Annotated in this window: 16 protein-coding genes; 2 read left to right on the top strand and 14 right to left on the bottom strand. The window is 34.5% G+C overall.

The genetic code is table 11. From position 1 onward, the window contains the following. Positions 1-12 precede the first annotated feature (12 nt). The 10 genes from P0R33_RS21665 to P0R33_RS21620 form a co-directional block, all read right to left on the bottom strand. A complete protein-coding gene (locus P0R33_RS21665) occupies positions 13-2256 on the bottom strand; it encodes a GH92 family glycosyl hydrolase (protein ID WP_276173244.1) in 2244 nt (747 codons plus the stop codon). Positions 2257-2267: 11 nt separating this feature from the next. Next, positions 2268-3752 carry an alpha-L-fucosidase gene (locus P0R33_RS21660; RefSeq protein WP_276173243.1) on the bottom strand — a complete coding sequence of 495 codons (1485 nt, stop codon included), beginning with the start codon at positions 3750-3752 and terminating at the stop codon, positions 2268-2270. A gap of 256 nt (positions 3753-4008) precedes the next feature. Next, entirely contained in the window at positions 4009-5862 is a 1854-nt protein-coding gene (locus tag P0R33_RS21655; RefSeq protein ID WP_276173242.1) for a beta-galactosidase, read from the bottom strand. Between the two features lie 186 nt (positions 5863-6048). After that, entirely contained in the window at positions 6049-8361 is a 2313-nt protein-coding gene (locus tag P0R33_RS21650; RefSeq protein WP_276173241.1) for a family 20 glycosylhydrolase, read from the bottom strand. 205 nt (positions 8362-8566) lie between these two features. After that, complete coding sequence (locus tag P0R33_RS21645; protein WP_276173240.1) at positions 8567-9589, bottom strand: N(4)-(beta-N-acetylglucosaminyl)-L-asparaginase; 1023 nt, start codon at positions 9587-9589, stop codon at positions 8567-8569. Between the two features lie 89 nt (positions 9590-9678). After that, on the bottom strand, positions 9679-10797 hold the full coding sequence (locus P0R33_RS21640) for a putative glycoside hydrolase (protein WP_276173239.1): 1119 nt from the start codon (positions 10795-10797) through the stop codon (positions 9679-9681). Continuing rightward, entirely contained in the window at positions 10772-11839 is a 1068-nt protein-coding gene (locus P0R33_RS21635) for a carbohydrate-binding family 9-like protein (protein ID WP_276173238.1), read from the bottom strand. The genes P0R33_RS21640 and P0R33_RS21635 overlap by 26 nt, the downstream gene beginning before the upstream one ends. Before the next feature lie 7 nt (positions 11840-11846). Beyond that, positions 11847-12812, bottom strand: a complete 966-nt coding sequence (locus P0R33_RS21630; RefSeq protein WP_276173237.1) for a glycoside hydrolase family 130 protein — start codon at positions 12810-12812, stop codon at positions 11847-11849. Positions 12813-13014: 202 nt separating this feature from the next. Further along, the gene (locus P0R33_RS21625) at positions 13015-14892 is read right to left on the bottom strand and encodes a sodium:solute symporter family protein (protein WP_276173236.1); all 1878 of its coding nucleotides are present in this window, start codon (positions 14890-14892) and stop codon (positions 13015-13017) included. Between the two features lie 22 nt (positions 14893-14914). Beyond that, the gene (locus tag P0R33_RS21620) at positions 14915-17152 is read right to left on the bottom strand and encodes a GH92 family glycosyl hydrolase (RefSeq protein ID WP_276173235.1); all 2238 of its coding nucleotides are present in this window, start codon (positions 17150-17152) and stop codon (positions 14915-14917) included. A 130-nt stretch (positions 17153-17282) separates the two neighbouring features. On the opposite strand from P0R33_RS21620, the gene P0R33_RS21615 reads away from it, so the two are divergent. Together P0R33_RS21615 and P0R33_RS21610 are read left to right on the top strand one after the other, a co-directional pair. Next, positions 17283-18341 carry a sensor histidine kinase gene (locus tag P0R33_RS21615; protein ID WP_276173234.1) on the top strand — a complete coding sequence of 353 codons (1059 nt, stop codon included), beginning with the start codon at positions 17283-17285 and terminating at the stop codon, positions 18339-18341. A 70-nt stretch (positions 18342-18411) separates the two neighbouring features. Beyond that, positions 18412-19125 carry a response regulator transcription factor gene (locus P0R33_RS21610; protein WP_144219592.1) on the top strand — a complete coding sequence of 238 codons (714 nt, stop codon included), beginning with the start codon at positions 18412-18414 and terminating at the stop codon, positions 19123-19125. Between the two features lie 300 nt (positions 19126-19425). Here P0R33_RS21610 and nagB read toward each other — a convergent pair whose 3' ends face one another. The 4 genes from nagB to P0R33_RS21590 all read right to left on the bottom strand — a co-directional run bounded on the left by nagB (position 19426) and on the right by P0R33_RS21590 (position 25137). Beyond that, on the bottom strand, positions 19426-21339 hold the full coding sequence (nagB, locus tag P0R33_RS21605; RefSeq protein WP_276173233.1) for a glucosamine-6-phosphate deaminase: 1914 nt from the start codon (positions 21337-21339) through the stop codon (positions 19426-19428). 310 nt (positions 21340-21649) lie between these two features. Beyond that, positions 21650-23743 (bottom strand): alpha-L-fucosidase, encoded by a 2094-nt coding sequence (locus tag P0R33_RS21600; RefSeq protein WP_276173232.1) that lies wholly within the window; start codon positions 23741-23743, stop codon positions 21650-21652. A 139-nt stretch (positions 23744-23882) separates the two neighbouring features. Beyond that, the gene (locus P0R33_RS21595) at positions 23883-24530 is read right to left on the bottom strand and encodes a Pr6Pr family membrane protein (protein ID WP_276173231.1); all 648 of its coding nucleotides are present in this window, start codon (positions 24528-24530) and stop codon (positions 23883-23885) included. Positions 24531-24579: 49 nt separating this feature from the next. Then, entirely contained in the window at positions 24580-25137 is a 558-nt protein-coding gene (locus P0R33_RS21590; protein ID WP_276173230.1) for a YdeI/OmpD-associated family protein, read from the bottom strand. Between the last annotated feature and the right edge of the window lie 34 nt (positions 25138-25171).

Genomic DNA, 25171 nt, shown 5'->3' with positions numbered 1-25171 from the left:
AGTTGTGTGTGTTTAGTTTTGAATCACTTTGAGCTTTGTTCCATTCACAAAATCATCATGCGAAATAAAAAAGCTGTTAAGTGTTTTTCCGTTTATCTCAATCGAATTGATTTTTCCACCATTATTTTCTTGTCTTTCAATTACGATGTTTTCTTTTTTATAATATCTCGGATCTAATTTGATCGTTACTCTATGAAACATTGGCGTTGTAATGGTATAAATAGGATCTCCTGGAGAAATTGGATAAATTCCCATCATCGAATACACCAACCAAGCCGACATGGTTCCTGTATCATCATTTCCTGGCAATCCTTTTGGTTCATTTTTGAAATATTCTTGAACCAATTTCTTTACCATGTCCTGAGCTTTATACTCTTCACCTTTCACATAATTGAATAAATAAGGATTGGCAATATCTGGTTCGTTTGCCATATCAAATTGTTTGATATCAAAGATTTTCTGCAATTGCGCCGAAAAAGCTTGATCACCTCCCATTAATTTCTTTAATCCAATAATGTCGTGAGGTACCATGAAATTATACTGCCATGCATTTCCTTCGATAAAACCAACATTTTCTTCAAAATTAGCCCCAGACGCAGGATCAAAAGGTTCGTACCATTTTCCGTCAGCCGTTCTTGGACGAAGCAGATTTAAGTTTTTATCGAATAATTTTCTGTAGGATAATGAACGTTCTTTAAAACGTTTTACATTGTCTTTGTCACCGAATTCGTTGGCCATAAGTGAAATAGAATAATCTGAAATATTATATTCCTGAGTCGTCGAAACTGGGCCTTTATTGTCAGTTGTTAAATATCCTTTTTTGATATAATCTTTCAATCCAGGACGAAGCGGATTATTTTCAATATTATCTGCGCCTTTCAACATCGCATAATAGGCTTTATTAACATCATAATCACGAATTCCTCTCATATAAGTATCTGTAATTACAATACTTGCCGGATCTCCAACCATGGTAAAAGTTTCAGTCGAATTCAGTTCCCATTTGGGTAACCAGCCGTTTTCATCAAACATATTCAACATACTTTTTACCATATCAGATTGCTGTTTTGGATAAACCAAAGACATTAATGGATGTACATTTCGGTACGTATCCCATAAAGAAAATACGGTATAACGGGTGTCATCGGTTTTAGCAATTTTGCTTCTTTTGATTACGGGATACTGTCCGTTAATATCATTTAAAGTATTTGGGTGAATTAAAGTGTGATACAAAGCTGTGTAGAAAATCGTATTGTCATCTTTTGAACCGCCTTCAACCAAAATTTTAGAAAGTTCTTCGTTCCATTCGTTATAGGTTTCTTTGTAAATTGCGTCAAAAGATCTGTTACCCACTTCTTTTGCTAAGTTTTCACGGGCATTTTCGATACTTACGTACGAAATTCCAATCTTCACTTCAACCGTTTCTTGTTTATCGAATTTATATGTAAAATAACTTCCAATACTATCACCTACTACGGTTTTAATGGTATTTTCCATTATTCTCGCTTTGCCGTTGTAACCCATCCATTGCGCTTCAACGCCATTGTATTTTGCAGGTTTTTTCCAAACTCCAAATTTATGGGCAGGCTTAGAAAATTGAGCCACAAAATAAACCGGATAAGCATCTTCTGGACTATTGTAACAAAACGAACCAACAGATCGCATTCCTTCGATTTCTGTAGAAGAAACCACTTTTACCATCGCGCCTTCTTCGTTTGTTAATCCTAAACCAAGATTTAATAAAATATTAGATTGCCCTTTCGGGAAAGTGAATCTGCTCACTCCCACTCGTTTTGAAGTGGTGAATTCGCCTTTTACTTTGTATTTGTCGATGTTTACGCTGTAGTACGCTGCTTTGGCAACTTCATTAGAATATGTTGAACCGTATTTTAAATGATCGATTTCTACATTTCCAGTTGTTGGCATCAATAAAATAACACCCAAATCTGGACAGCCAACTCCGCTTAAATTCACTTGACTAAATCCAGTTAAGAAAGTATTCTCATTCACATACGGATTAGAAAGCCATTGACTATCTTTTTCCATCGGTGTATTTTTTACTCCCGCCACATTAAACGGACTAATACTTGCCATTCCGCGTGGGGCAATTGGTCCCGGATAAGCCGCACCATAATTGGAAGTTCCAATAAACGGATTTACAAAATCTGCTGGCCCTTGCGCAAAAATTGTAATGCTAAAAAACAGCATGTATAAAATACATGCTGTTTTAAATTTGTTTTTAATATTTAAAACCATAGGCTTAGTTCTTATCTGTTGATCACTTCAATTTTTAAAGTCCAAGCTTCTTTTGCAGGAAGATTGTTTCTTAAACTTTCTGGAATAATTACTTTAAATCCGTTTCCTTCTTTGGTCCATTTTAAAGAAGTTTTAAAACCTAACATCGTAATTTTTGTTCCTTTTTTAGGGCTAATAGCTTTTACTGTAACTTCAGCAGGAATTTTGTCTTCTCCTTCTTTAGCTAAATAAAATGCAAATACATTACCCGCTTTATTTTGTGTAAAACAAATGTTTTCTTCTTTGTAAGGTTCGATTGGTTTTGTGTTGTAAATCGCTGTGCTATTTACTTTCATCCAATCTCCATAAGCTTGCAATAAATCGTAAGCACCTTTATCCCATTCGCCTTCTGGACTTGGAGCAACGTTTAATAATAAGTTTCCGCCTTTTGCTACAATATCAATCAACAAATGAATTCCTTGTCTTCCAGTCATGTAAGTTGCACCTGGAGAATAAGACCATCCACCACCAGCTGGAATACAAGATTCCCAAGGATAAGGCAATGTTTTAGCAGGAACACGTCCTTCTGGCGTTAAGTAGTTTTGGTTTTTACCATGAACCGCTCTATCCACCACAATTAAACCTGGTTGTTTTTGACGCGCTTTTACAACCAATTCATCCATTTTAGGATCTTGGTCTACCACTCTATGTTTGATGAAACCATTTTTAGATTCATTTTCAGTAAATTTCTCGTCGTAGTTTTCTTTGATGTTTACTTGGTCTCTTTTTCTAACCCATCCTCCATCTAACCATAAGATATCAACTTTACCGTAGTTAGAAAGAATTTCTAGGATTTGGTTGTGAGTGAAATCAACATATTTTTGCCATTTTTCTGGGTATAAAGACGGATCGTAATTTACGTTTCTGTCGAATGGAGGGAAATAAGGATCCCAGTAGTTTTCGTTATGCCAGTCTGGTTTTGAGAAATAAGCTCCTGTTGAAATTCCTTCACCTCTAAAAGAGTTGAAAATTTCTTTTAAAACATCTGCTTTTGGATTGGTATGAAAAGGAACATCTTTACTAGTAATCTTGTAATCAGAATATTTAGTATCATACATGTTGAATCCGTCATGGTGTTTTGTAGTGAAAACCATGTATTTCATTCCAGCATATTTAGCTGCTTTAGCCCATTTTGCAGGATCAAATTTTACGGGATTAAAAGTCTTTCTTAAACCTTCGTAATCTTTAATATAATCATTATAATTAGATGGATTACTTCCTTTTTTACGTTCACACCATCCGTAATCTTCAGGGCAGATAGACCAAGATTCTACAATTCCCCATTGGCTGTAAGTTCCCCAGTGCATTAGCAAACCAAATTTTTTGCCTTGCCATTCGTCTAAGTTTTTCAAAACCAACGGATCTGTTTCTGGTACGTATCTTTCATCTTCATAAATCGCCTGAGCGAATATCTGAGCTGAAAATAAAAGGGCGATTATGAATATTCCTTTTTTCATCTTTAATCTAATTTATAATTTATTATTCTTTGTTTTTCTGGTTTAATAGGTAATCTTAACTCATTTTGTGAAGTTATTTTCAACACATAGAAACATAGTTTAACTAAACTTAAAAAAGGCGTTTCACTAGTTTAAATGCACATAGTTTAGCTATGTGTGGAAACTTGTTTCTTCCATTTTCTTTTTTCGACACAAAAAACTATGTCTCTATGTGTTAAAATGCTTTTATTTTTTAATTACACCCAACGGGTTAATCTTAATTTAATTTTTCAAGTATCGGTTGATCTGTAAAAGTTAATTCTTTTGGAGTGTTTTCGTTAAGTTGCTCCAATACAACAAACTTATTTTCACCTTTGTTCAACCAACAACCTGGTACGTATAGCGTTTGCTGCGGTCCTACTTTCCAATAACGTCCAAGATTATGTCCGTTAACAAATACAATTCCCTTTCCCCAATTGGTCATATCAAGAAAAGTATCAGCTGGTTTATCAATGTTAATTGTAGCTTCATATAAAACTGGTCGTCCAGGTTTTATCGTTTCGTTTTTAAGAACTGGAACTTCGCTCATCGGCATTTTGTACATTTCCCATCCGCCGCTAATTTCATATTCATTAATAAATACTGGAGAAATAATTCCTTTAGTATTATGTACAATTTCGGCTCCGTAATTAATACGTCCCATATTTTCAACTAGAATTTCTAAAATACCGTTAAAAGGAATAGAAACGGTCAACTCGTAATTTTTGAAAACTCTATTCAATTCACCAACCTTAACTCCATTTACATAAACTATAGCAAAGTCTCTTAATCCCTCTATTTTTAATTTGCCAGAAGAAATTGGCTGCGTAAATCTTTTTCGATACAAAACATATCCATTTCCCTGACCTAACTTTTCAAAAGTTAAAGGCTGATCATTTACAACAGCTTTTTCTTTTTTGATCCAGCTTAAAACATCCATACTTGATTTGACAGGCTGATTAGGATATTTTACAACTGGTATTTTCTCTGGAATCGCTGCTAATTTTGTTTTAGAATACTTTTGCATTACTTCACGAATAGCCATGAATTTTGGTGTTGCCCAACCTGCTTCGCTAATAGGCGCATCATAATCGTAGCTTGTAATATCCGGCTGAATATCACTTTCTTCATTATAATTTGCTCCAGAGGTAAATCCGAAATTAGTACCGCCATGTACCATATAATAATTAAAAGAAACACCTGCATCAAGATACTTTTTAGTTTGACTTGCAATCTCTTCAGATCCAATTTTAATAAATGGTTCTGCCCAATGATCCAACCAGCCAGAATAAAACTCTGCCACCATATAAGGTCCTTGTCCTTTATGGAATTTATCAACCTGTTTTTTTAAATTTTCTATATTTGATTCCCCATTTGCAGTTGGCAATACACCTTCAACAGCACCCCCTTCAAACAGCCAAGTACCATCAGAAGTAAAAAAAGGTTCTGGGAACCCAGTTTCTTTAAGCATATTGTAAATGGCAGTTTTATATGCTTTATGATCTTCAGCAGTAATATCTGTTCTTTGAGAAACATAAGAACCAAATTCATTTTCGGCCTGAACCATAATAATTGGCCCTCCCTGATTAGCAAAATTTCCTTTTACCACTGCATACAAATTTTGCAGATACGTTTTACAAGCATCTAAAAATGCTTTGTTATTGGTACGAATTACCAAGTCTTTATTATTTTGTAGCCACCAAGGATATCCACCAAATTCCCATTCGCCACAAGCATATGGACCTGGCCTAAGAATCACATACAATCCTTCGCTTTTAGCAATACGCAAAAACTCTGCTAAATCTTTATTTCCTGTTTTAAAATCCCATACACCAGGCTCTATTTCGTGATAGTTCCAAAACACATAGGTCGCTACAGTATTCAACCCCATAGCTTTAAGCATTTGCAATCTATGTCTCCAATATTCTTTAGGAATACGCTCATAGTGCATTTCTCCCGAATGTACTTTTATAATTTTCCCATCTTTTTGAAATTCTCCATTAGATATAGAAAATCCTTTTGTTTGCGCCGTAGTAAAAAACGGCATCAAACAAATCAATAATACTCCGAGCTTAAAAAATATCTTATTCATTTTTTTTCAGATTATACATTTATGACTTTAAAGTTTTGTCAAAGTTTTAAACTTTGACAAAGCTGTCACAAGCATTTCACGTTAAACTATGTGTTAGAAACTAGTTTCTTTCTAAACTCTTTTACCAAGTTTCAAAAGAAAAAAATCTATCCCCGATAGCTATCGGGACTATGTGTTTAAAAATATTTAATTCACCAAAATTTCATCAACAAACAACCAAGAGCTTTCTCCTTTTGGGCTTTTCTTTAAGTTGCCTCCAATTACTTTCACAAAACGTGCATTTTGTTTTTGGAAATTGATTTTAAAATCTTTCAATTCAGGAACTGGATTTGCTGCATACGGACGTGTTATTTTTCCAACTTGCGTATACTTAATTCCATCAGTAGAAATCAATACTTTCACTTGAATTGGGAAATTTACTCCTGCGCCTTGGCTTTCTAAAGCTCCAACTGATACTTGCTCAATACTTTCTACTTTATCCAAATCGATTACCAATTCCATATCATTAACTAGCCAAGCTTGCCATTGTCCGTCATGGAAATTTTTGCTTCCTCTAATGCTATTCACCATAGTATTAGCATCACCTTTATAATTATCATTAAAAGGTGTTAAGTATTTCACTTTTTTTGCAAATGCTTTATGGAAAACAATAGTGTCTGTAAATGTTTTTCCAACTGGTTTTTCATCCTGAAATAAAGAAGCTTTTAAAACTGTTGTTTCTTTGATTTCAATTGGAGTTGTGTATTTTATTGCGTGATGATCGATGTTTTGATTTCCTAAAACATAACGTATATCTGGATTTGGAAACTCATTTTTCAATTCCACTTTGATTTGTTTATTCCCCAAATCCGCTGTAGAAGAAGCCGTTACCAAATAAGCGCTTTTCGCATAATTTAATCCCTGATAATCGTAACGTTTAAACATTGAGAATAATCTTGATGTAAAATCATTCCAATTTCGTTTCTCTTTCGGACTCCATAATGTTTCTGATAAAGCGGCTAATCTTGGGAAAATCATATATTCAGAATCTTTTGGTCCTGCAATATGTTCTGCCCATAAATTGGCTTGTCCGCCTAAAATATGAGAAGCATCCTCAGGTGTCATTCCCTGAACAACTGGATCAAACTGATATACTTTATTTAACGGATTATATGCATCAAAAGCTAAAGGTTCTTCATTTTGTGGTCCTTGATAGAAGTTAAAATAACAAGGAGATTCTGGAGACATAATTACATCGTGACCTTGTTTAGCAGCTTCTGCACCAATTTTTTCGCCTCTCCAACACATAATTGTTGCGCTTGGATTTAATCCGCCTTCCAGAACTTCATCCCAGCCAATTAGTTTTTTCCCTTTCGAATTAACATATTTTTCAATACGTTTTACGAAATAACTTTGTAATTGTTCTACACTTTTTAAGCGCTCGTCTTTAATTCTTTTTTGGCAGTGCGGACATTTTGCCCAATTGGTTTTAGTTGCTTCATCACCTCCAATATGAACATATTTAGAAGGAAAAATTGCCATTACTTCGTCTAAAACATTTTGCAAAAACTCAAATGTCGTTTCTTTTCCTGCACAGTAAATATCTGTTAAAGGCCAAACTCCGCCTGATGGAACTCCAATTCTCTGATCAAAACAAGCCAATTCTGGATAAGAGGCAATTGCACTACTTACGTGTGCTGGCATTTCGATTTCTGGAATTACTTCAATCCCTTTTGTTGCAGCATATTTTACAATTTCTTTTAATTCTTCTTGCGTGAAGAATCCACCGTAAGTTCCTTTTTCATCAGGATTTGTAGTCAATCTGGCGTTCCAGCTTTTATTTTCCTGATCTACTCTCCATGCACCAACTTCTGTTAGTTTTGGATATTTTTTAATTTCAATTCTCCAGCCTTGATCGTCTACTAAATGCATGTGTAAAACGTTCATTTTATGCGCAGCTAAACGATCGATTGTAGCTAAAACATAATTTTTATCGAAGAAATGACGTGAAAAATCCAACATTAAACCTCTCCATTTAAAACGAGGTTCGTCATTAATTGTCAAACTCGGAATTTCCCATTTTGCAGAAGTAATTGCAAACTGACTTTCGATTGCTTCTGGAAGTAATTGTCTGATACTTTCTAAAGCATATAAAAAACCATTATTTCCTTTTGCAGAAATAACAATATTAGTTGGATTTACATCTAAAACGTAAGCTTCATTTTTTAAATTTGGATCTGTTTTCAGCAAAACATAATTACTAGCAGGAGCTTTTGTGGTAACCTCTGGTTTCCATCCTGCAGCAGTTCCAAATTTAGAAGCCAAAGCATTTGCAGCATCTTTCTGAAAATCACCGTTTACTACGAACTTTGTATCTTTTGTAAATTCAAAAACACCTGTTTTAATAAAAGTTTGAGTCGGTTTTGGAATGATACGAATATCGCTTTCTGTGTAAATTTTCTGCCCGTTAGCCGAGAAAATTGAAGTGATTAGGGTTAATAGGAATAATACTTTTTTCATTCTTTGTTTTTTGGTTTCTCTGGGTGGTTTGCTGTTAAAAACCCGAGAGAGGTAGTTTTTTAGTTTTTGTTTGTCATCCTGAGGAACGAAGGATCAAACTAGGAATTCCTCAAAGCAACTCGCCAATCTTTGTAGAGTTCCTTGCGGAGATTTCTCCTTCGTCGAAATGACAAATATTGCGTTTAATTTATTCAACGGATTAATATTATTTATCCCAAGACATTTTAAATTTCGCATCTTCCATTCTATGCCCTTTTGCATCATCAGATACGGCAAAATTAAATCCTGATCTTAAGCTGTAACCTGCATATTCACCGTTTTTATTCAAAGCAATAAAACCAACTTGCAGGTATTCCATGTCTTTGTGGTTTTTATGTTTGTTGTAAATACGTTCTGTGATTTCTTTACAAGCATCGTAAGGCGATTTTCCCTGACGCATTAATTCGACAACCATTGCACTTCCGGCAGTTCTAATAACCGCTTCGCCTAAACCAGTTGCAGCGGCAGCTCCTACTTCATTATCCAAGAAAAGACCTGCACCGATTATTGGAGAATCTCCAACACGTCCGTGCATTTTCCAAGCCGCACCACTTGTAGTACAACCACCGGAAAGATTACCATCTTGGTCTAACATTAGCATGCTTATGGTATCGTGATTTTCTATATTAATAACTGGTTTGTATTTGGAATCTTCCAGCCATTTTTTCCAGTCTTTTTCAGATTCTGGAGTCAATAAATTTTCTTCTTTAAAACCTTCTGATAAGGCAAATTGTAATGCTCCCTGTCCTGCTAACATTACGTGAGGCGTATTTTGCAATACTCTTTTCGCAACAGAAATTGGATGCATTATTCCTTGCAAAAAACAAACTGAACCGCAATTGCTATTATGATCCATAATACAAGCATCAAGAGTTACTTTCCCTTCACGATCTGGATATCCTCCGTAACCAACACTTCGTACAGTTGGATCGGCTTCAGGTATTTTCATTCCGGCTTCGATGGCATCTAAAGCCGATTTTCCTTCTTTTAAATTCTTCCAAGATTCTTTATTCGCAGGCAAACCGTGATTCCATGTCGAAATAATAATTGGTTTGGTCTGCTTTTTTTCTTTTGATTCAACTTCTGGTTCATTTTCATGATTGGCAGCAAATCCGCTTACGCCCAAAACAGAACTTATGGCTAAGGTGCCTAAAGTGGTTTTCTTGATAAAATCTCTTCTATTTGACATGTCTTTTGGTTTTATTCAACATTCCAAAACTAAATGTTCTTAACGTTGCTAAATTAATCAGTAATCTTTTTTAATCCCAGTAAAATCGACTACAAAGACGATTTTACGGCCGCAATTGTTTTTAAATTACTATCTGATAAGGCATTTCCGTCAAAAAATGAAACTCCAGTTGCGCCATTTTTCTTGGCTTGCAAAATCGCTTCTTTCAATTCTGCATCCGATTTTAATCCCGGAATATAAATTCCTGTATTTACTTTCGTCGGTTTTCCTTCTAAATCGGCCACACCTTGTTTTGTTGCGTAACCAACCCAATCAATTTCTTCATCATAAAAACTATGGTAAATCATTGGATATACTTCGTCGATATTCCATTTGTCCCAACGCTGACGAACCATGTGATCTGCCATTTCTGGATAAGGAAAAACTGCTGCTGTTAATTTTTTATTGTATTTGTGGGCAATTTTATAGGCATCATCAACCACTGCTTTTACAGCATTTAATCTGAAGTTTTTCCACTCCATATCAATTGAAGTGTTGTGGCTTTCTTTTGGATTTTTGTGGTGTTCTTTTTCGAATTTGCTTACGCAGGCATCACAATAACAGAAATCAAATTGAGGTAATTCTACATCTTGAACCAAATTGTATTTTGGTAATAAACTGATTGGCAAGAAAATGTCTGGGAAACGAATGTAATCTAAATGTACGCTTTCGATTCCTTCAACTTTTGCTAAACCTTCCACTAAACCTAAAACGTGATTTCTAGACTCTTCTTTAGTCGGGCAAAGCCATTGGTAATAATCTACATAAGGACGGTTATCAAAACAAGATTTTCCTTCTTTGCTTACTTGATACCAATCTGGATGCTGTAAAGCAACTGAATCATTTGGACGATTCATGGCCATAATCCAAGCGTGAACTTTTAGACCTTCTTTTGTGGCAAGAGGCACTAATCTTGCTAATAGTTTCGGATCGGTTTGCGTGTTAATTAAAACTTCATCGATTCCGCCGTCTTTGTATTTTTTGAATTCTTTCGAATAATCTGCATCCGATTTTTTAGCGTCAGCAGTTGTCCAAACTCCAAAAGTGAATTTTCCGTCTTCCTGTTCTTTATTTTCTTTTTGTCCGCAAGAGAATAAACTCAGCGAAAGCGCTAATACTAAAACTTTTGATAGTTTTTGAAACTTATTCGTTCGTAATAATTTTACCATCTTCTTTAATTATTAAGGTTTTGTTTGAAAAAGGACTCTTTACCAAGATATTAAATCCTGATGAATGATTTTCTAAAACTGGTTTTAAAGTCTTTCCGTTAACAACTATATTTTTTTTACTGATACTTTGCAGTGATTTTGCCCAAGATTTATTCTTATCGAAATATCTCTTTTGAGCGCGGTACAATGTATACAGTTCCCATTTTACTTTTTCTTCCTGCGGAATTGTAAATTTATCATCGCTTTCTTTTGAAGAAAAGTATACATAAGCCCATTTTTCGGGCTCATGCATATTGATGACTCCCATAGGCGACCAAACCCAATTGTATTCTGGGAGAAACTTTCCTTCTGAATCTTTTTTTCGTTCGTATTTTCCGTCAACGACAGAATGCTGCCAATTTACCCGAGAAAAATTAACCTTCCAAAATTTATCTTTTGGAACAATATTATCGTGATAAGATGTTTTATAAACCGACCACGGAATGGCAATTTCTAATGTCCAGCCTTTATCAATATCTGAAGCATTATTTAAAGTTCCATCAACTTTTACCGCTGATTTTAATCCATCAATATTCCAGTCGTTTAGAACGGTATTTTTTTCACGGTAGGGCTTATTGATGAATAAATCCCAAGCCGTGTTTAAAGCATTAATTTCTAATTCATAATAATTATGAGTATCATTATCTGGATCGATAAAAACTTCAAAATCATTATTGTAGAAAATAATCGTATCGCGCTGTCTTAGATTTGCCCAAACGTGAGGCTCTTCCATTTTTGCTAGGATATAGTAGTATTTATCGTCCCATAGCATTTTGACTTGAGTCTTATATTTTGGAGTTTCAACGCCTTCTATGTCGACAAAAGGTGTTGTCCAAGATGCTTTTTCCCAGTCTTTATCTGCTCCGTCTCCGTCAATAACAATTTCTTTTGAAGTTTTATACGCAATATAACTTTTCGGCGTAACCTCTTTTTCAGATTGCGCATAATTCATCAATCCAACAAAAAAAACGGCAAGGGACAATAATTTACTTCTACTATGCATCTTTATACTATAAACTATTATCTTTTGTAAACTGAATTACTTCACTTAATTTTCCGAAAGCGATTGCTACGTGCGTATCTGCTGCACCGTAATAAACTGCCAATTTATCTTCTTTAATATCGTGTAAAGCTGCACAAGGGAATACTACGTTTGGAACATCTCCAACCATTTCATAAGTCTCTGCTGGCCCTAATAAATAAGGTTGTGTTCTGTATTTTACCTGATCTGGAGAATCAACATCTAAAAGAGCTGAACCCATTGCGTAACGGAAACCGTTGCAAGTATTGATAACCCCATGGTAAATCATTAACCAACCTTCGTCAGTTAAAATCGGAATTGGTCCTGCACCAACTTTTGTACATTGCCAAGCACTTTGCTCAAACGGACTCGGTTTCATAACCAATCTATGTTCTCCCCAATATTTCATATCCGGACTGTAGCTAATCCAAATATCTCCGAATGGCGTGTGTCCGTTGTCACTTGGACGGCTTAACATCGCGTACTTTCCATTAATTTTTTGTGGGAATAAAACACCGTTTCTGTTGAATGGTAAAAAGGCATTTTCACATTGGAAAAATTCTTTAAAATCGAAAGTATAACCAATACCAATTGTTGGTCCGTTGTAACCGTTACACCACGTAATCCAGTAACGGTCTTCGATCCAAACCACACGCGGATCGTATTTATAAGCAGATTCAATCATTTCTGTATTTCCAGATTTCATCTCAATTGGTTCATGGTTAATGTCCCAATTGATACCATCTTTACTGAAACCAGCAAAAATATTCATCTGAACTGCTTTATTATCACATCTGAAAACCCCAGCATATCCGTCTCCAAAAGGTACAACTGCACTATTGAATATACTGTTTGATGAAGGAATCGAATATCTGTCGATAATTGGATTCTCAGAATATCTCCACATTACATCTTTACTGTTTTCGGGTCTGTCTTGCCAAGGAATAGTACTCATTTTTTGTCTTTTTTATTTATTAGTTTTTTTATTCTTTTATTCTAAAGCTTCGTTTTGTCATCCTGACGAAGGAAGGATCACACTAGAAGCTCCGTAATCTATGCCACCAATCATTGTAGAGTTCCGAGTGTGATTCCTCGTTCCTCGGAATGACAAACTTTGGAGAAAATCTTGCTTCTTTAATCTTGTCTCTACCAAGTCTTTACTCTTCAATCTTCCTAACTCGATCCAGCCAAGTAAACTTCAACACCGTAGTCGTAACTAAGAAAACCACCAAAGCAACTCCCGCTTTCGGATAATCTCTAATGATAAAGTAAATTGGAAGCAGAATCATGCTTGACTGCCATACAATTCCAATTACACAATTCATCATATCTAAATAGAAATCATTATTTTTTTGGAAAGATTGGTCTTCCGCTTTTAATTGCTTGTAAACTGGATTCCAGAATCCCCACGGTCTAACATTGCTGTAGAACGATTTTAGAACTTCCATATCTGTTGGTTTGCTTAAGTAAGTTCCTAAAAGGCAACCTAAAATTGACATTCCGAAAATTAATGGGAATAAGTAAATCGATGGCACTTGCGAAAGATCATGCAAGAATGTTCCCGCTGCTAAATTTCCTTTGTTTTGATCTAAAACGAATTGAAGAGAAGCTGCGATTAATCCGCCGACCATTCCCCAGAAATAACCCCATCCGTTGAAACGCCACCAAATCCATTTTAAGAAGTTGGCTGCAACGTATCCTCCGTATAAAGCACTTGTAATCCAAAGTGTTAACGAGTTAATCGAATCTGCGAAGAATCCCATGAAAACTCCAAGTCCAACAACAAGGAAAGAAGAAATCTGACTTACTTTAATATAATGTGCATTTGAAGCAACTGGTTTGAAGTATTTTTTATAAATATCATTTACAATATATGCTGGTCCTGCATTTACGAAAGCTGAAAATCCAGACATAAAAGCGGCTAATAAACCTGCAAGAAGAATTCCTTTAATACCAACTGGAATATAAAGATTGACCACTTTTGGCATCAATAATTCTAAATCTGCTCCAGTAAGATTAACGTTTGCATTTAATTCTGGTGCAAGGTTTACCAATGCAATAACCACAATTCCAGTGATTAATAAATATCTAGGAATGAATAAAATCAAATTGGTGAAACCACTCATATAAGCCGCTTCTTTTACCGATTTTGTAGAAAGAACACGCTGTAAATCGTAACTTGGAGTTGGCCCTGCGACGCTCGCGAAGAAACCTTTGAAAAGTGTCATTCCGATAAAAGCACCAAACATTTTGTAACCTTCAGTATCAATTAATTTGTTGAAAGTATCGAATTTATCGCTCCATTGCGTTTCGAATTCCCATCCGAAGAAAACATTTTTCCATTCTGGCGTAATTACCGAATTGATCTGAATATCTGTATAATTAATAAAAGCATAACCAGCGATTAAAACTCCGGCAATAATCATAATTACATATTGTACAACTTCTGTAGCGACAACAGAAAACATTCCGCCTTTTACGGTATAAATCGTAGTTAAGAAAATGATTAACAAGGCGTAAGCTTGTTCTGATGTTAAGAAAACGCCACCATTCATGTGAACTGTCAAATCCCAAGGAAGAATAATGGTTACAAATTTTCCGATTCCGACGAAGAAATATGCGATGAAACCAATGGTAGAAATAATAGCAAAAATGGCCACAATAATATGCGATGCTTTTCCTGCTTTATCGCTTCCAAAACGAGTTAAAATCCATTCAGAACCCGTCATTACTTTAGATCTTCTAATCCAAACCGCGAGGAACATCATAACAAAAATCTGGTTCCAAATCGGCCAAAGCCACATAAACATGAAACTTTTTACTCCATACAAAAATAAAACTCCAATCATCCAGGAAGTTCCTGAAACATCAAACATTCCAGAGCCATTGCTCAATCCTAAAAAATACCATTTGATTGATTTCCCTCCAAGGAAATAATCATCAAGCCCTTTTGATGCTTTTCTTGAAATCCAGATTCCTATACCGACCGACATTACGATATAGATTAAAATGATTGATACGTCAATAATGTTCATTAAATATTTATTTTTGAATTAGTTAGTTTATACCCCAGTTTTTGTTTGGCTGTGCTCCCATTACAAAATGTAACACACCGCCATTTAGCATTTCTTGGTGAGAGATTGCTGTTTTATTAAATGCTTTTCCGTTTAAAGTAGCCGATTGTATGTAAAAATTTTGCTTCGAAACATTTTCTGCTTCAATTACAAAAGTTTTTCCGTTTGGAAGATTTAAAGTTGATTTCTCAAAAATCGGACTTCCAATTTCATATTCTCCCGAAGCTGGATTCATCGGATATAATCCCATTGAACTGAATACATACCAAGCCGACATTTGTCCGCAATCTTCATTTCCGCTTAAACCGTTTGCTGTCGTGTTGTATTGCGTATCCAAAATATGATGCACCCAATATTGTGTTCTCCAAGGTTGTTTCGCATGGTTGAACATATAGGCAATGTGGTGACTTGGCTCATTTCCGTGCGCATATTGTCCAATTAGACCAGAAATATCTGCTGAAACATTGTTTCCTGTAATCTCAGAACTCTCAGTAAATAACTGCTCTAAACGTTTTGTAAAAATGTCATTTCCTCCGTGAAGATTAATAAACTCATCTACATTATGAGGCACAAACCAGCTATGTTGCCAAGCATTTCCTTCTGTATAATCGGTATGTTCTCTATGGTTGGAGTGTTTAGGATCGAAAGGTTCGTTCCAAGATTTTCCATCTTCAGATTTTCCTCTCATAAAACCAGATTTCGAATCAAATAAATATTCGTATGCTTTTGCGCGTTTCGAGAAAAACTCATAATCTGCTGTTTTACCTAAAGCTTTCGCCATTTGCGCTACACACCAATCGTCGTAAGCATATTCTAAAGTGATTGTAACTGATTCGTCTAATAAATTGTAAGGAATGTATCCGTATTTTTTGTAGAAATTCAATCCGCGTTCGTCTTGCATCATTGTTGCTTTCATTGCTTCAAAAGCTTTTTCAGCATCAAAACCTTTAATGCCTTTCATGTAAGCATCTGCAATAACTGGAATCGAATGATATCCTGTCATCGTATTGGTTTCATTAGCATATAAAGTCCAAACCGGAAGTATCTTTTTAGTTTCGTAATACGCTAACATCGAGTTTACTAAATCGGAAACTTTCGTTGGTTCTAATATGGTCAACAATGGGTTTTCTGCTCTAAACGTATCCCAAAGCGATAATGTAGAATATGCTGTATAATCTTTAGCGGTAATAATTTTATCGTCCTCTCTTCTAAATTGACCGTTTTTGTCACTATACGTTACAGGCGCAACTTGTGCATGATATAAAGCGGTGTAGAAAATAGTTTTTACAGAATCTACTGGAGTTTCTACTGTAATTTTGCTTAAAGCTTTATTCCAATCAACAGAAGCTGCTTTTTTTACTTTTTCAAATTCCTGATCTTTATCTAAATTATCTTTTGCATTTTCAACACTTACTGAAGAAAGTGCCACTTTTACGCCTAATTCTTTAGAATTTTTAGCATCGAAAAATAATTGCAACGCCGTATTTTCGCCTTCAGCATTTGAACCTGAAACAACTTTTTTATCAGCCGTAATAATAGATTCTGTTATTGGTTTAGAAAACTTCGCTACAAAAAATACTTTCTGATTTTTTGCCCAACCTGTACTATAACGGTATCCGCTGATAGTATTGGCATCTTCAATTTTAATAGAAGTTTTAACCGCTTTGTCCCAATTGATAGCAAAACCAAGATCTACAACTACAGATTGTGAATTGGTATCATTAAAAGTATATTTATGGTATGCGGTTCTTTGCGTAGAAGTTAATTCTACATTGATTTTAGGATCTTCAAGAAAAACTTGGTAATAACCCGGTACTGCTTTTTCGTTAACATGACTATATTTTGATTTATACGGTAGGAAATCGCGTGAAGCGGCTTTGGCGGTTAAGTCTAATTTTTTGTTTGTCGGCATAAATAAAATATCTGCCAAATCACCGATTCCTGTCCCGCTTAAATGTAAGTGACTAAATCCAGAAACTATCGAATCAGAATAATGATAACCAGAACACCAGTCCCAGCTTGAAATTCCATTATCCGGACTCACTTGCAGCATCCCGAACGGAACCGTTGCGCCAGGATACGTATGTCCATGACCTCCAGTACCAATAAATGGATCTACATAATTTGTTGCAAAACTTTTGTGATCTGTATTTTTATCTACTTTTATTTTGCAACTTGCAATAAAAATTACCGTTAAAGAGAGCAGAGTAATTTTCTTCATATCAAAACAATATTAATTTAACTTTAAATTTAGATAAATTCAACTTTTACCAAAATAATTTTAGACGGACGACATTTAAACGGCTCTAAACATCAAAAAAAAGTAACAAACGACATTTTATAATATCATTATGATTTTCAACACAGGCAAATCTTACAGACTCCCTATACGCTATCATGCCTACTTTTGGCTGACGTATTTTGTGTTCAACACATTCCGCTGGGGAAGCTACTTTAACGATTACGTTTACTCTTTAAAAACAACTTTGCTCGGTTTCCCAATCCACATGGCTTTATGTTACCTTAATATTTTGGTATTGATGCCACATTTGGTTTATCGCAAAAAATACCTCCTATATATTATAAGTGTACTTTCGGCTATTTTTGTCATGGTCGTCGTAAAATTCAATTTGACTTATTTGTTGATTACGCATAATGTTTGGCCAGAAGGCCCGCAAATTATTAATACGCTTACGCTAAATTATACAATAGATATGATGATGGGCGAATTATATGTTATGACTTTTGTTACAGCTATTAAAATCACCTTAGATTTATTACAAGAACAAAAACGTGTAACCGACTTAGAAAAATCCCAATTAGAAACCGAATTATTGTTTTTAAAGTCTCAAATTTCACCTCACTTTTTCTTTAATACCTTAAATAATATTTATTCGCTTTCTGTAGAAAAATCAAATAAAACGCCAAAAATAGTTTTAAAACTTTCCGAATTAATGCGTTATATGCTTTATGAAACAAAAGAAAAGAAACAATCTCTGGAAAATGAAATTCTCTGCATTCAGAATTATCTTGATTTGGAAAGAATTAGAAACGGAGAGCGCTTAGAGGTGAATATGTATATTTCTGGAGATATTCATGATAAAGAAATTTCACCGGTTTTACTTCTGACTTTCGTTGAAAATGCCTTTAAACATGGAGTAAACAAAAACACTGGAAATGTTATAATTGACATTAATTTTAAAGTAAAAGGCGATTATCTTTATTTTATTATTTCAAACCCAATGCCTGAATTAACCGTACATAAAGATAATTTTAACAAGTCAAGTGGTATAGGTATTGAAAACGTGAAAAAAAGACTTGAATTAGGATATAATAAAAGTGACTATAAGCTTTCATTTAAAAATAAAAAGAATATTTTTGTCGTTAAACTAGTTATAAAAGTCACATAGCCCCGCTTTTACAAGTTTAGAAAACTATACCTACAAAAAACCACATATAGGCCTAAATAATATTTTGCAAATGAAAATAAAGTGTTTAATTATCGATGATGAGCCATTGGCAATAAACGTTATTAAGAATTATATTGAACAAATTGAGGATTTAGAATTAATAAACACCTTCAGTAATTCTATTGAAGGACTAAATTTTTTAAAGAACAATACTATTGATGTAATTTTTCTAGACATAAACATGCCAGTTTTAGACGGTATAAATTTTATTAAAAGTTTAGAAAATCCGCCTTTACTTATTATTACCAGCGCTTACGATCAATTTGCAATTGAAACGTACGAACTTGACGTGCTAGATTATCTGGTAAAACCAATTGAGTTTCCGAGATTGATGAAAGCCGTTAATAAAATAAATAAACGCCTTAATAATACAAGTAAACTTCCGCAGGAAAACAGCAAAGAAAATCCTTTTATCTTCGTAAAAATCGACAAGAAAAAAATGAAGAAGATTTTCTTGAACGAAATTTTAGTTATCGAAAGTTTGAAGGATTATTTAAAAATAAGCACAACTTCAGGAAAGTTTATCATTCACAGCACTTTATCTGATTTTACAAGTTTATTGCCAGAAAGAGATTTTATCAGAATCCACAGATCATACACAATTGCAATTGATAAAATTGACGCGGTTGAAGGAAATAGCATTGAAATTGAAGGACTTAGATATGTTATCGGAAGATCTTATATCGACGAAGTAAAACAGAAAATCTTGAATTCTTCTATATAAATTTTAACGCAAAGAGCGCTAAGATTTTACGCAAAGCTCGCAAAGATTCATTTTATGAAATCTGTAAAAGAAGAAAAAGTTCGCAAAGTTTATTTACAAAGCTTTGCGAACTTTTTTTGCTTAATATTTAAGGATAATGAATAATAAAACTTAGCGAACTTTGCGTTAAAAAAACTTTTCGGTAAAAATAACAAAAACCAAAAAAGCAGTCTCTCCAGACTGCTTTTTTTCTCAATTATAGGTAACTAACCAAAATAAACCATGAAAAATAGTTTATTATCTTTATTGCTGGAAAAATATTTAGAAGTGATAACGTTTAAACGCCTCAATTGCCGAATAATCTGCTAATCCTAAACTGTGGTATTTTTCTGCAGTCAATCTATTTCTGTCTTCAACTCGCACCCAAAACTCTCTGCTGTCATCACCTTGAAACATAACGCCGTCTTTTTGAGACTGATGATAAAAAATAGCATGTCGTTTCTTTAAAACTTGGTCAGGACTCATTGGTACTGCCATGTCAATTTGGTACGATTCCCATTCATGCCATGCTCCTCTATAAAGCCAAACCCAGCAATCCTTCATAAAGTTTTCGTTTTTTAGCTTTTTTAAAGCTTCAAACAAACTGTCTAAACACACTTTATGAGTTCCGTGCGGATCTGCTAAATCTCCAGCGGCATAAATTTGATGCGGTTTTATTCTTTCAATAATGTCACACATAATGTCGACATCTGCATCCGAAAGATTATTCTTTTTAACTGTTCCTGTTTCGTAAAACGGAAGATCTAAAAAGTTTACGTTAGAATCTGGCAAACCAATATAACGCGTAGCTCCAAAAGATTCGCTTCTTCTAATTAATCCTTTTAATTTTCTAACTTCTGGCGCATCGATTTCTGTTCCAGTTCTATTTTTAAGAAAATCAATAATCTCCTTCGAAATTTCAGAATTTGGATTTAAAGCTTTTGAAATTTCTGCAAACTTCAACGCTTCTTCATTCGAAACGGCAATATTTCCAGAAGTCTGATAAGCCACATGAACTTCATGCCCCTGCTCTACCAAACGATCAAAAGTCCCTCCCATCGAAATCACATCATCATCTGGATGTGGGCTGAAAATGATAATTCTTTTCTTTTCCGGCGTGGAACGCTCCGGTCTGTAAGTATCATCAGCATTGGGTTTTCCGCCCGGCCATCCCGTGATGGTTTGCTGCATTTTGTTAAACATCTTAATGTTCAAGTCGTATGCAGTTCCTTCCTCCGTCAAAAGACTCGACATTCCGTTGTCGTTATAATCTTTATCCGTCAGTTTTAGGAAAGGTTTCTTCGTTAACTCACTTAACCAAGCCACCGCTTTTAATTTTAATTCGTCAGTCCAAACACAAGACTTTACAAGCCAAGGCGTTTTTACACGTGTTAGTTCAGACGAAGCTTCTATATCTAGAACAAATGTTGTGTTGTGATGCTCTTGTAAATACGTTGCTGGCACTTGCGAAGAAACCTCGCCCTCGATTGTCTTTTTTATAATTCCTGCTTTACTTATTCCCCAACCAAGCAAAACAATTCTTTTTGCATTTCTAACGGTTCCAATTCCCATTGTAATGGCTTTTCTAGGAACATTATCAATTCCTAAAAAAGAAGAAGCAGCATCAATACGAGTCAAATGATCTAGAGTAATACTTCTTGTTCCAGAATTTACGTGAGAACCTGGCTCATTAAATCCGATATGTCCCGTTCTACCGATTCCTAAAAGCTGAAAATCTAATCCTCCATAAGAGATAATTTTCATCTCGTAATCTATACAATATTGCTGTAATTCCTCTGCACTTACTTGTCCGTCTGGAATATTTATATTTTCTGGATGAATGTTTACATGATGAAACAAATGCTCGTGCATAAAATGATAATAACTCTGAATATCATTTTTATCCATCGGATAATATTCATCTAAATTGAAAGTAACTACGTTTGCAAAACTTAAGCCTTCCTCTTTATGCATTCGAACCAATTCTTCGTAAACTTTTATTGGCGAAGAACCTGTAGCTAAACCTAAAACACAAGGTTCGTTTAGTTCATTTTTTCTCTGAATTAAATTGGCAATTTCACGAGCTACTAATACAGAAGCTTCCTGCGAAGATTCGAAAATAACATTATGAATTTTCTCGTAACGAGTTTCTTCAAATTTACCAGCTTCTCTAAAACCTATATCTTCTTTAATCATTTGCCGCTTGCCATTTAATTAGTAAGATAAAAGTAGAATTAAATTACTCTTTCCTAGTAAAATTTCGACTAATAACGATTGCGCTTCGGCAGAAAGCAAAATACAAGTGCCCCATAAAAAATGATGCATTTCTTTTAAGCTTCGAAGAAGCCAAATATTTATAGCAAAAAGAATAAAGATTTACAACATAAAGCTCCGGAGGAGCGGCATATTATTGAGATTGTAAAAAAATATGTCGCTCCTCCAGAGCTTTTTTTTATTTGTCTTATTGCAATTCTATAAATATTTCATCCCGCTGGGATTTACGTATTTATTCCACAACTTCAATTTCAGCAATCGAAACAGTTTGACTATTTCCTACTGCTCCTGTAGCTACAAATCTTAAAAATCTTGCTTTTACTGCAGCAAAACTCTTAATTTGTTCAATCGGATTATGTTTTATATTTGAGAATTCTCCTTCTGATTGTTTGGTCCAAGTAATATTATCTTCGCTCGTATAAAACTCATAATTTGAAATCAAGCTCAAATTGCTTCCAACTTGCTGTGGCGTATATGTAAAACCTTTTATTGTGCTTAATTCTCCCATATCGATAATAATGGTTTGAGGCAATTTATTCTCATTGTTTCCGAATCCCCAAGCAGTATTGGCATCGCCATCAATAATTTTTTCAACCGATTTATCATCTCCGCTAGAAATAGAAATTACTCTCCATTTTTCTTTAGAAACACCATATTTTGCAGTTTTCACGGTGCTGTTGATTTTCTCTTTTGTATTTCTCGAAATGGCTTGAATTGTTACTGCTTTATTATAAGTAAATGGCGCTTTGTATAAAATGCTTTTTTCCGAAGGTTTTTTTCCGTCAAGCGAATAATAAACAGCATTTCCATCTTCCGATTTAATCGTAACCAAACCGTTTTTATCACGAAGAATTTGTGGCTCTTTAACGAAAGTTGGTGCATTAAATGCTTCAATTGTACTAATTACAAATCCAGCTTTTGCATCTAAAATATTTACTCTGATAGCAGAAGCGATAACACGATCTAAACGCAAAATTCTTTTGTAACCAATTGTAGTTTCATTGGCAATTGTTTTCCATTGTCCGTTTACATTTGTTTCAACAGAAAATGCTTTTACACGTTGTCCAAGTTTAATATATTCTTGAAGTAAAATTCTATTTATCGCTGTTGGTTTTTTAAACGTAAATTCAATTGAAGCTTGTTTTACTTTATCGTCTGTTGACCAATACGTATTTTTATTTCCGTCAATAACATTTTGAGGTCCGAAATTTGAATCGTTTGCACGAATGTTGGAAGCTTGGACTTTCGTTTCTTTTAATAATTCTTTCTTGAAATCGGCTTTGATTGTCGCAACCAATTCTTTCAATCTTTCTTCGTCATTTTCGTGAACCAAACCTCGTTTATCAACTGGAAGATTTAATAACAAAGTCGCATTTCGTCCAATCGATTCATAATAAATATCGACCATTTCATCAAGTGAACGAACCTTATCGTCTTCAACTGAATGATAAAACCATCCTGGTCTAATCGAAACATCGGCTTCGCCAGGAACCCATTTTTCTCCATCTTCATGCCCCGACATAAATTCGCTGTAATGTACTTTTCCAGCCAATTCATCCTTTTGGCGAAGCAACGACCAATTTGTTTTTCCAGCACGTCCTTCTTCATTTCCAATCCATCTTGCTTCAGATGGTCCAACGCCCCAAACCAAAGTATTTGGTGCGATACTGTAAATTAACTTATAAGTTTCATCCCAATTGTAATACGTCAGCGAATTAATTTTTCTGGTTTCGTTTGCCCCGCCATAATAGCCATCGCCACCGTTTGCACCGTCAAACCACATTTCGAAAACATCGCCGTAATTGGTCAATAATTCTTTCAACTGATTTCTGAAATACGTAATATATTCAGGTTTACCATATTGAGGATGATTTCTGTCCCAAGGCGAAAGGTATAAACCAAGTTTTAAATCGTATTCTTTACAGGCAGCAGCCAATTCTTTTACCAAATCTCCTTTACCGTTTTCCCAAGGCGAATTCTTTACAGAACGTTCTGTATAAGCTGACGGCCAAAGACAAAATCCGTCATGATGTTTAGCCACCAGAATAATTCCTTTCATTCCGGCCTCTTTAACCACGCGCGCCCATTGGCGAACGTCTAATTGCGACGGATTAAAAAGTTCTGGCGATTCGTCTCCAAAACCCCATTCTTTATTGGTAAAAGTGTTTAATGAAAAATGCACAAAAGCATAGAATTCCATTTCCTGCCAGTCGATTTGTTTTTGCGTCGGAACTGGTCCAAAAGGCTTTGGAGAATTGGCAAATTCCTGACTTGAAACATTAGATATTACGCCAAAAAGGCATAAGGAAAGGATTATTTTTTTCATTCTGATGTGCTTTAAAATAGTCTATAAAACATAAATGTACTATAATTTGAATTTCTGAAATACAGAATTTCGACCAACAACAAATTTTAAAGTGTTTTTGGCAGAAAGTACATTTTGACTAAAAATGCCTTCTTAGATGTTAAGTAAAACTTTTAGTCTTTAATCTAAAAACAGAAATCAAAATAATAGATAAAACCACAAAAGCAACTAAAATAAATATACCATTTACAATTGCAGTTTTGAAGCCCAATTTAGTTGCATCAATAAAAGGATACGGATAAAAACTTGTCACAATTCCGTGAAACAAAGTATAAATGATGTAAATGATTGGATAAATCAGCCAAAAAGAAATAACTCTAAAAGATATCTTTTGCGGACTGACAAAAAACAGCCAATAAAAAAAGAATAAAACAGGAACAACTGTATGAAATATTTCGCTCACAATACGATGATGCCCTTGCAAGTCAACAATCGAACGAAGAAGTAAATTGAAAACAATTCCAACAATTAAAATATAAACCGTTATGGCAGTGACTGTTGTACATTTTCGAAAAAAAGCATTCATTGCGCATTTTCCGCCAAATAACAGCATGGCGGTGCAAATAAAAACTATAGAATTTGTGGTAATTGTAAAGAAGCTAAAAAAGCGGACAGCAGCACTGAAAAAAGTAAATTCAGAACCTTTTAATAATAAATAAAACTGCACTGGCAAGGCGTATAATTCGAGAGCAAAAATAATACCCAGCAAAATTTCCCCTTTTATTTTTGTGGTATTTTCTTTTTCCATATATCACTATAAATCAATGCACTAAAATACTAAATTTTATTATAATTTGTTACAAGACTCTTTTCTGTTTTTCGCTTTCGGCAATTGTTTTTTCCAATCTTGACAATTGTGTTTTTTCTTGCTTTGCACTCATAATCCAATGAATCATAACTTTTTTGTACGAAGGCGCTTGTTTCTCGAAAAATTCCCAAGCTATTTTATTGCTTTTAAACAGATTTTCATAACTATCTAACAATGGAACTGGTTCTTTTTCATGCGAGTAAATTTTGGATTTATTTTCGGTTCTAAAACTAAAAGCTTTTAAGCCTGCATCTGTCATTAGTCCAGCTTTAGTCAAATCTTCCATTTTTTGAATATTTATGGCACTCCAAATACTTGAAGTTTTTCTTGGAGTAAAACGAATGGTATAACTCTCCAAATCAATAGATTTTCTAACGCCATCAATCCAGCCAAAACAAAGTGCCTGATCTACAGATTCTGGCCAAGTTATAGAAGGTTTTCCGCTCGTAACTTTATAAAAACCAACCAAAAGCTCTTTTTCTTTTTGATGATTTTTCTCCAGCCATTTTCTAAATTGGGATTGATCTGCGAAGAAAGTTGGTGTCATTTTGTTTTTGAATTATTTTATAAATATATCAATT

The sequence above is a fragment of the Flavobacterium sp. YJ01 genome, from assembly GCF_029320955.1.
Lineage (GTDB): Bacteria > Bacteroidota > Bacteroidia > Flavobacteriales > Flavobacteriaceae > Flavobacterium.
This window is presented reverse-complemented; position numbering and strand designations above follow the sequence as displayed.

Excerpts from the sequence above, each read along its gene's own strand:
- P0R33_RS21665 (WP_276173244.1), bottom strand. The coding sequence starts at position 2,256 with ATGGTTTTAAATATTAAAAACAAATTTAAAACAGCATGTATTTTATAC.
- P0R33_RS21660 (WP_276173243.1), bottom strand. The coding sequence starts at position 3,752 with ATGAAAAAAGGAATATTCATAATCGCCCTTTTATTTTCAGCTCAGATA.
- P0R33_RS21655 (WP_276173242.1), bottom strand. The coding sequence starts at position 5,862 with ATGAATAAGATATTTTTTAAGCTCGGAGTATTATTGATTTGTTTGATG.
- P0R33_RS21650 (WP_276173241.1), bottom strand. The coding sequence starts at position 8,361 with ATGAAAAAAGTATTATTCCTATTAACCCTAATCACTTCAATTTTCTCG.
- P0R33_RS21645 (WP_276173240.1), bottom strand. The coding sequence starts at position 9,589 with ATGTCAAATAGAAGAGATTTTATCAAGAAAACCACTTTAGGCACCTTA.
- P0R33_RS21640 (WP_276173239.1), bottom strand. The coding sequence starts at position 10,797 with ATGGTAAAATTATTACGAACGAATAAGTTTCAAAAACTATCAAAAGTT.
- P0R33_RS21635 (WP_276173238.1), bottom strand. The coding sequence starts at position 11,839 with ATGCATAGTAGAAGTAAATTATTGTCCCTTGCCGTTTTTTTTGTTGGA.
- P0R33_RS21630 (WP_276173237.1), bottom strand. The coding sequence starts at position 12,812 with ATGAGTACTATTCCTTGGCAAGACAGACCCGAAAACAGTAAAGATGTA.
- P0R33_RS21625 (WP_276173236.1), bottom strand. The coding sequence starts at position 14,892 with ATGAACATTATTGACGTATCAATCATTTTAATCTATATCGTAATGTCG.
- P0R33_RS21620 (WP_276173235.1), bottom strand. The coding sequence starts at position 17,152 with ATGAAGAAAATTACTCTGCTCTCTTTAACGGTAATTTTTATTGCAAGT.
- P0R33_RS21615 (WP_276173234.1), top strand. The coding sequence starts at position 17,283 with ATGATTTTCAACACAGGCAAATCTTACAGACTCCCTATACGCTATCAT.
- P0R33_RS21610 (WP_144219592.1), top strand. The coding sequence starts at position 18,412 with ATGAAAATAAAGTGTTTAATTATCGATGATGAGCCATTGGCAATAAAC.
- nagB (WP_276173233.1), bottom strand. The coding sequence starts at position 21,339 with ATGATTAAAGAAGATATAGGTTTTAGAGAAGCTGGTAAATTTGAAGAA.
- P0R33_RS21600 (WP_276173232.1), bottom strand. The coding sequence starts at position 23,743 with ATGAAAAAAATAATCCTTTCCTTATGCCTTTTTGGCGTAATATCTAAT.
- P0R33_RS21595 (WP_276173231.1), bottom strand. The coding sequence starts at position 24,530 with ATGGAAAAAGAAAATACCACAAAAATAAAAGGGGAAATTTTGCTGGGT.
- P0R33_RS21590 (WP_276173230.1), bottom strand. The coding sequence starts at position 25,137 with ATGACACCAACTTTCTTCGCAGATCAATCCCAATTTAGAAAATGGCTG.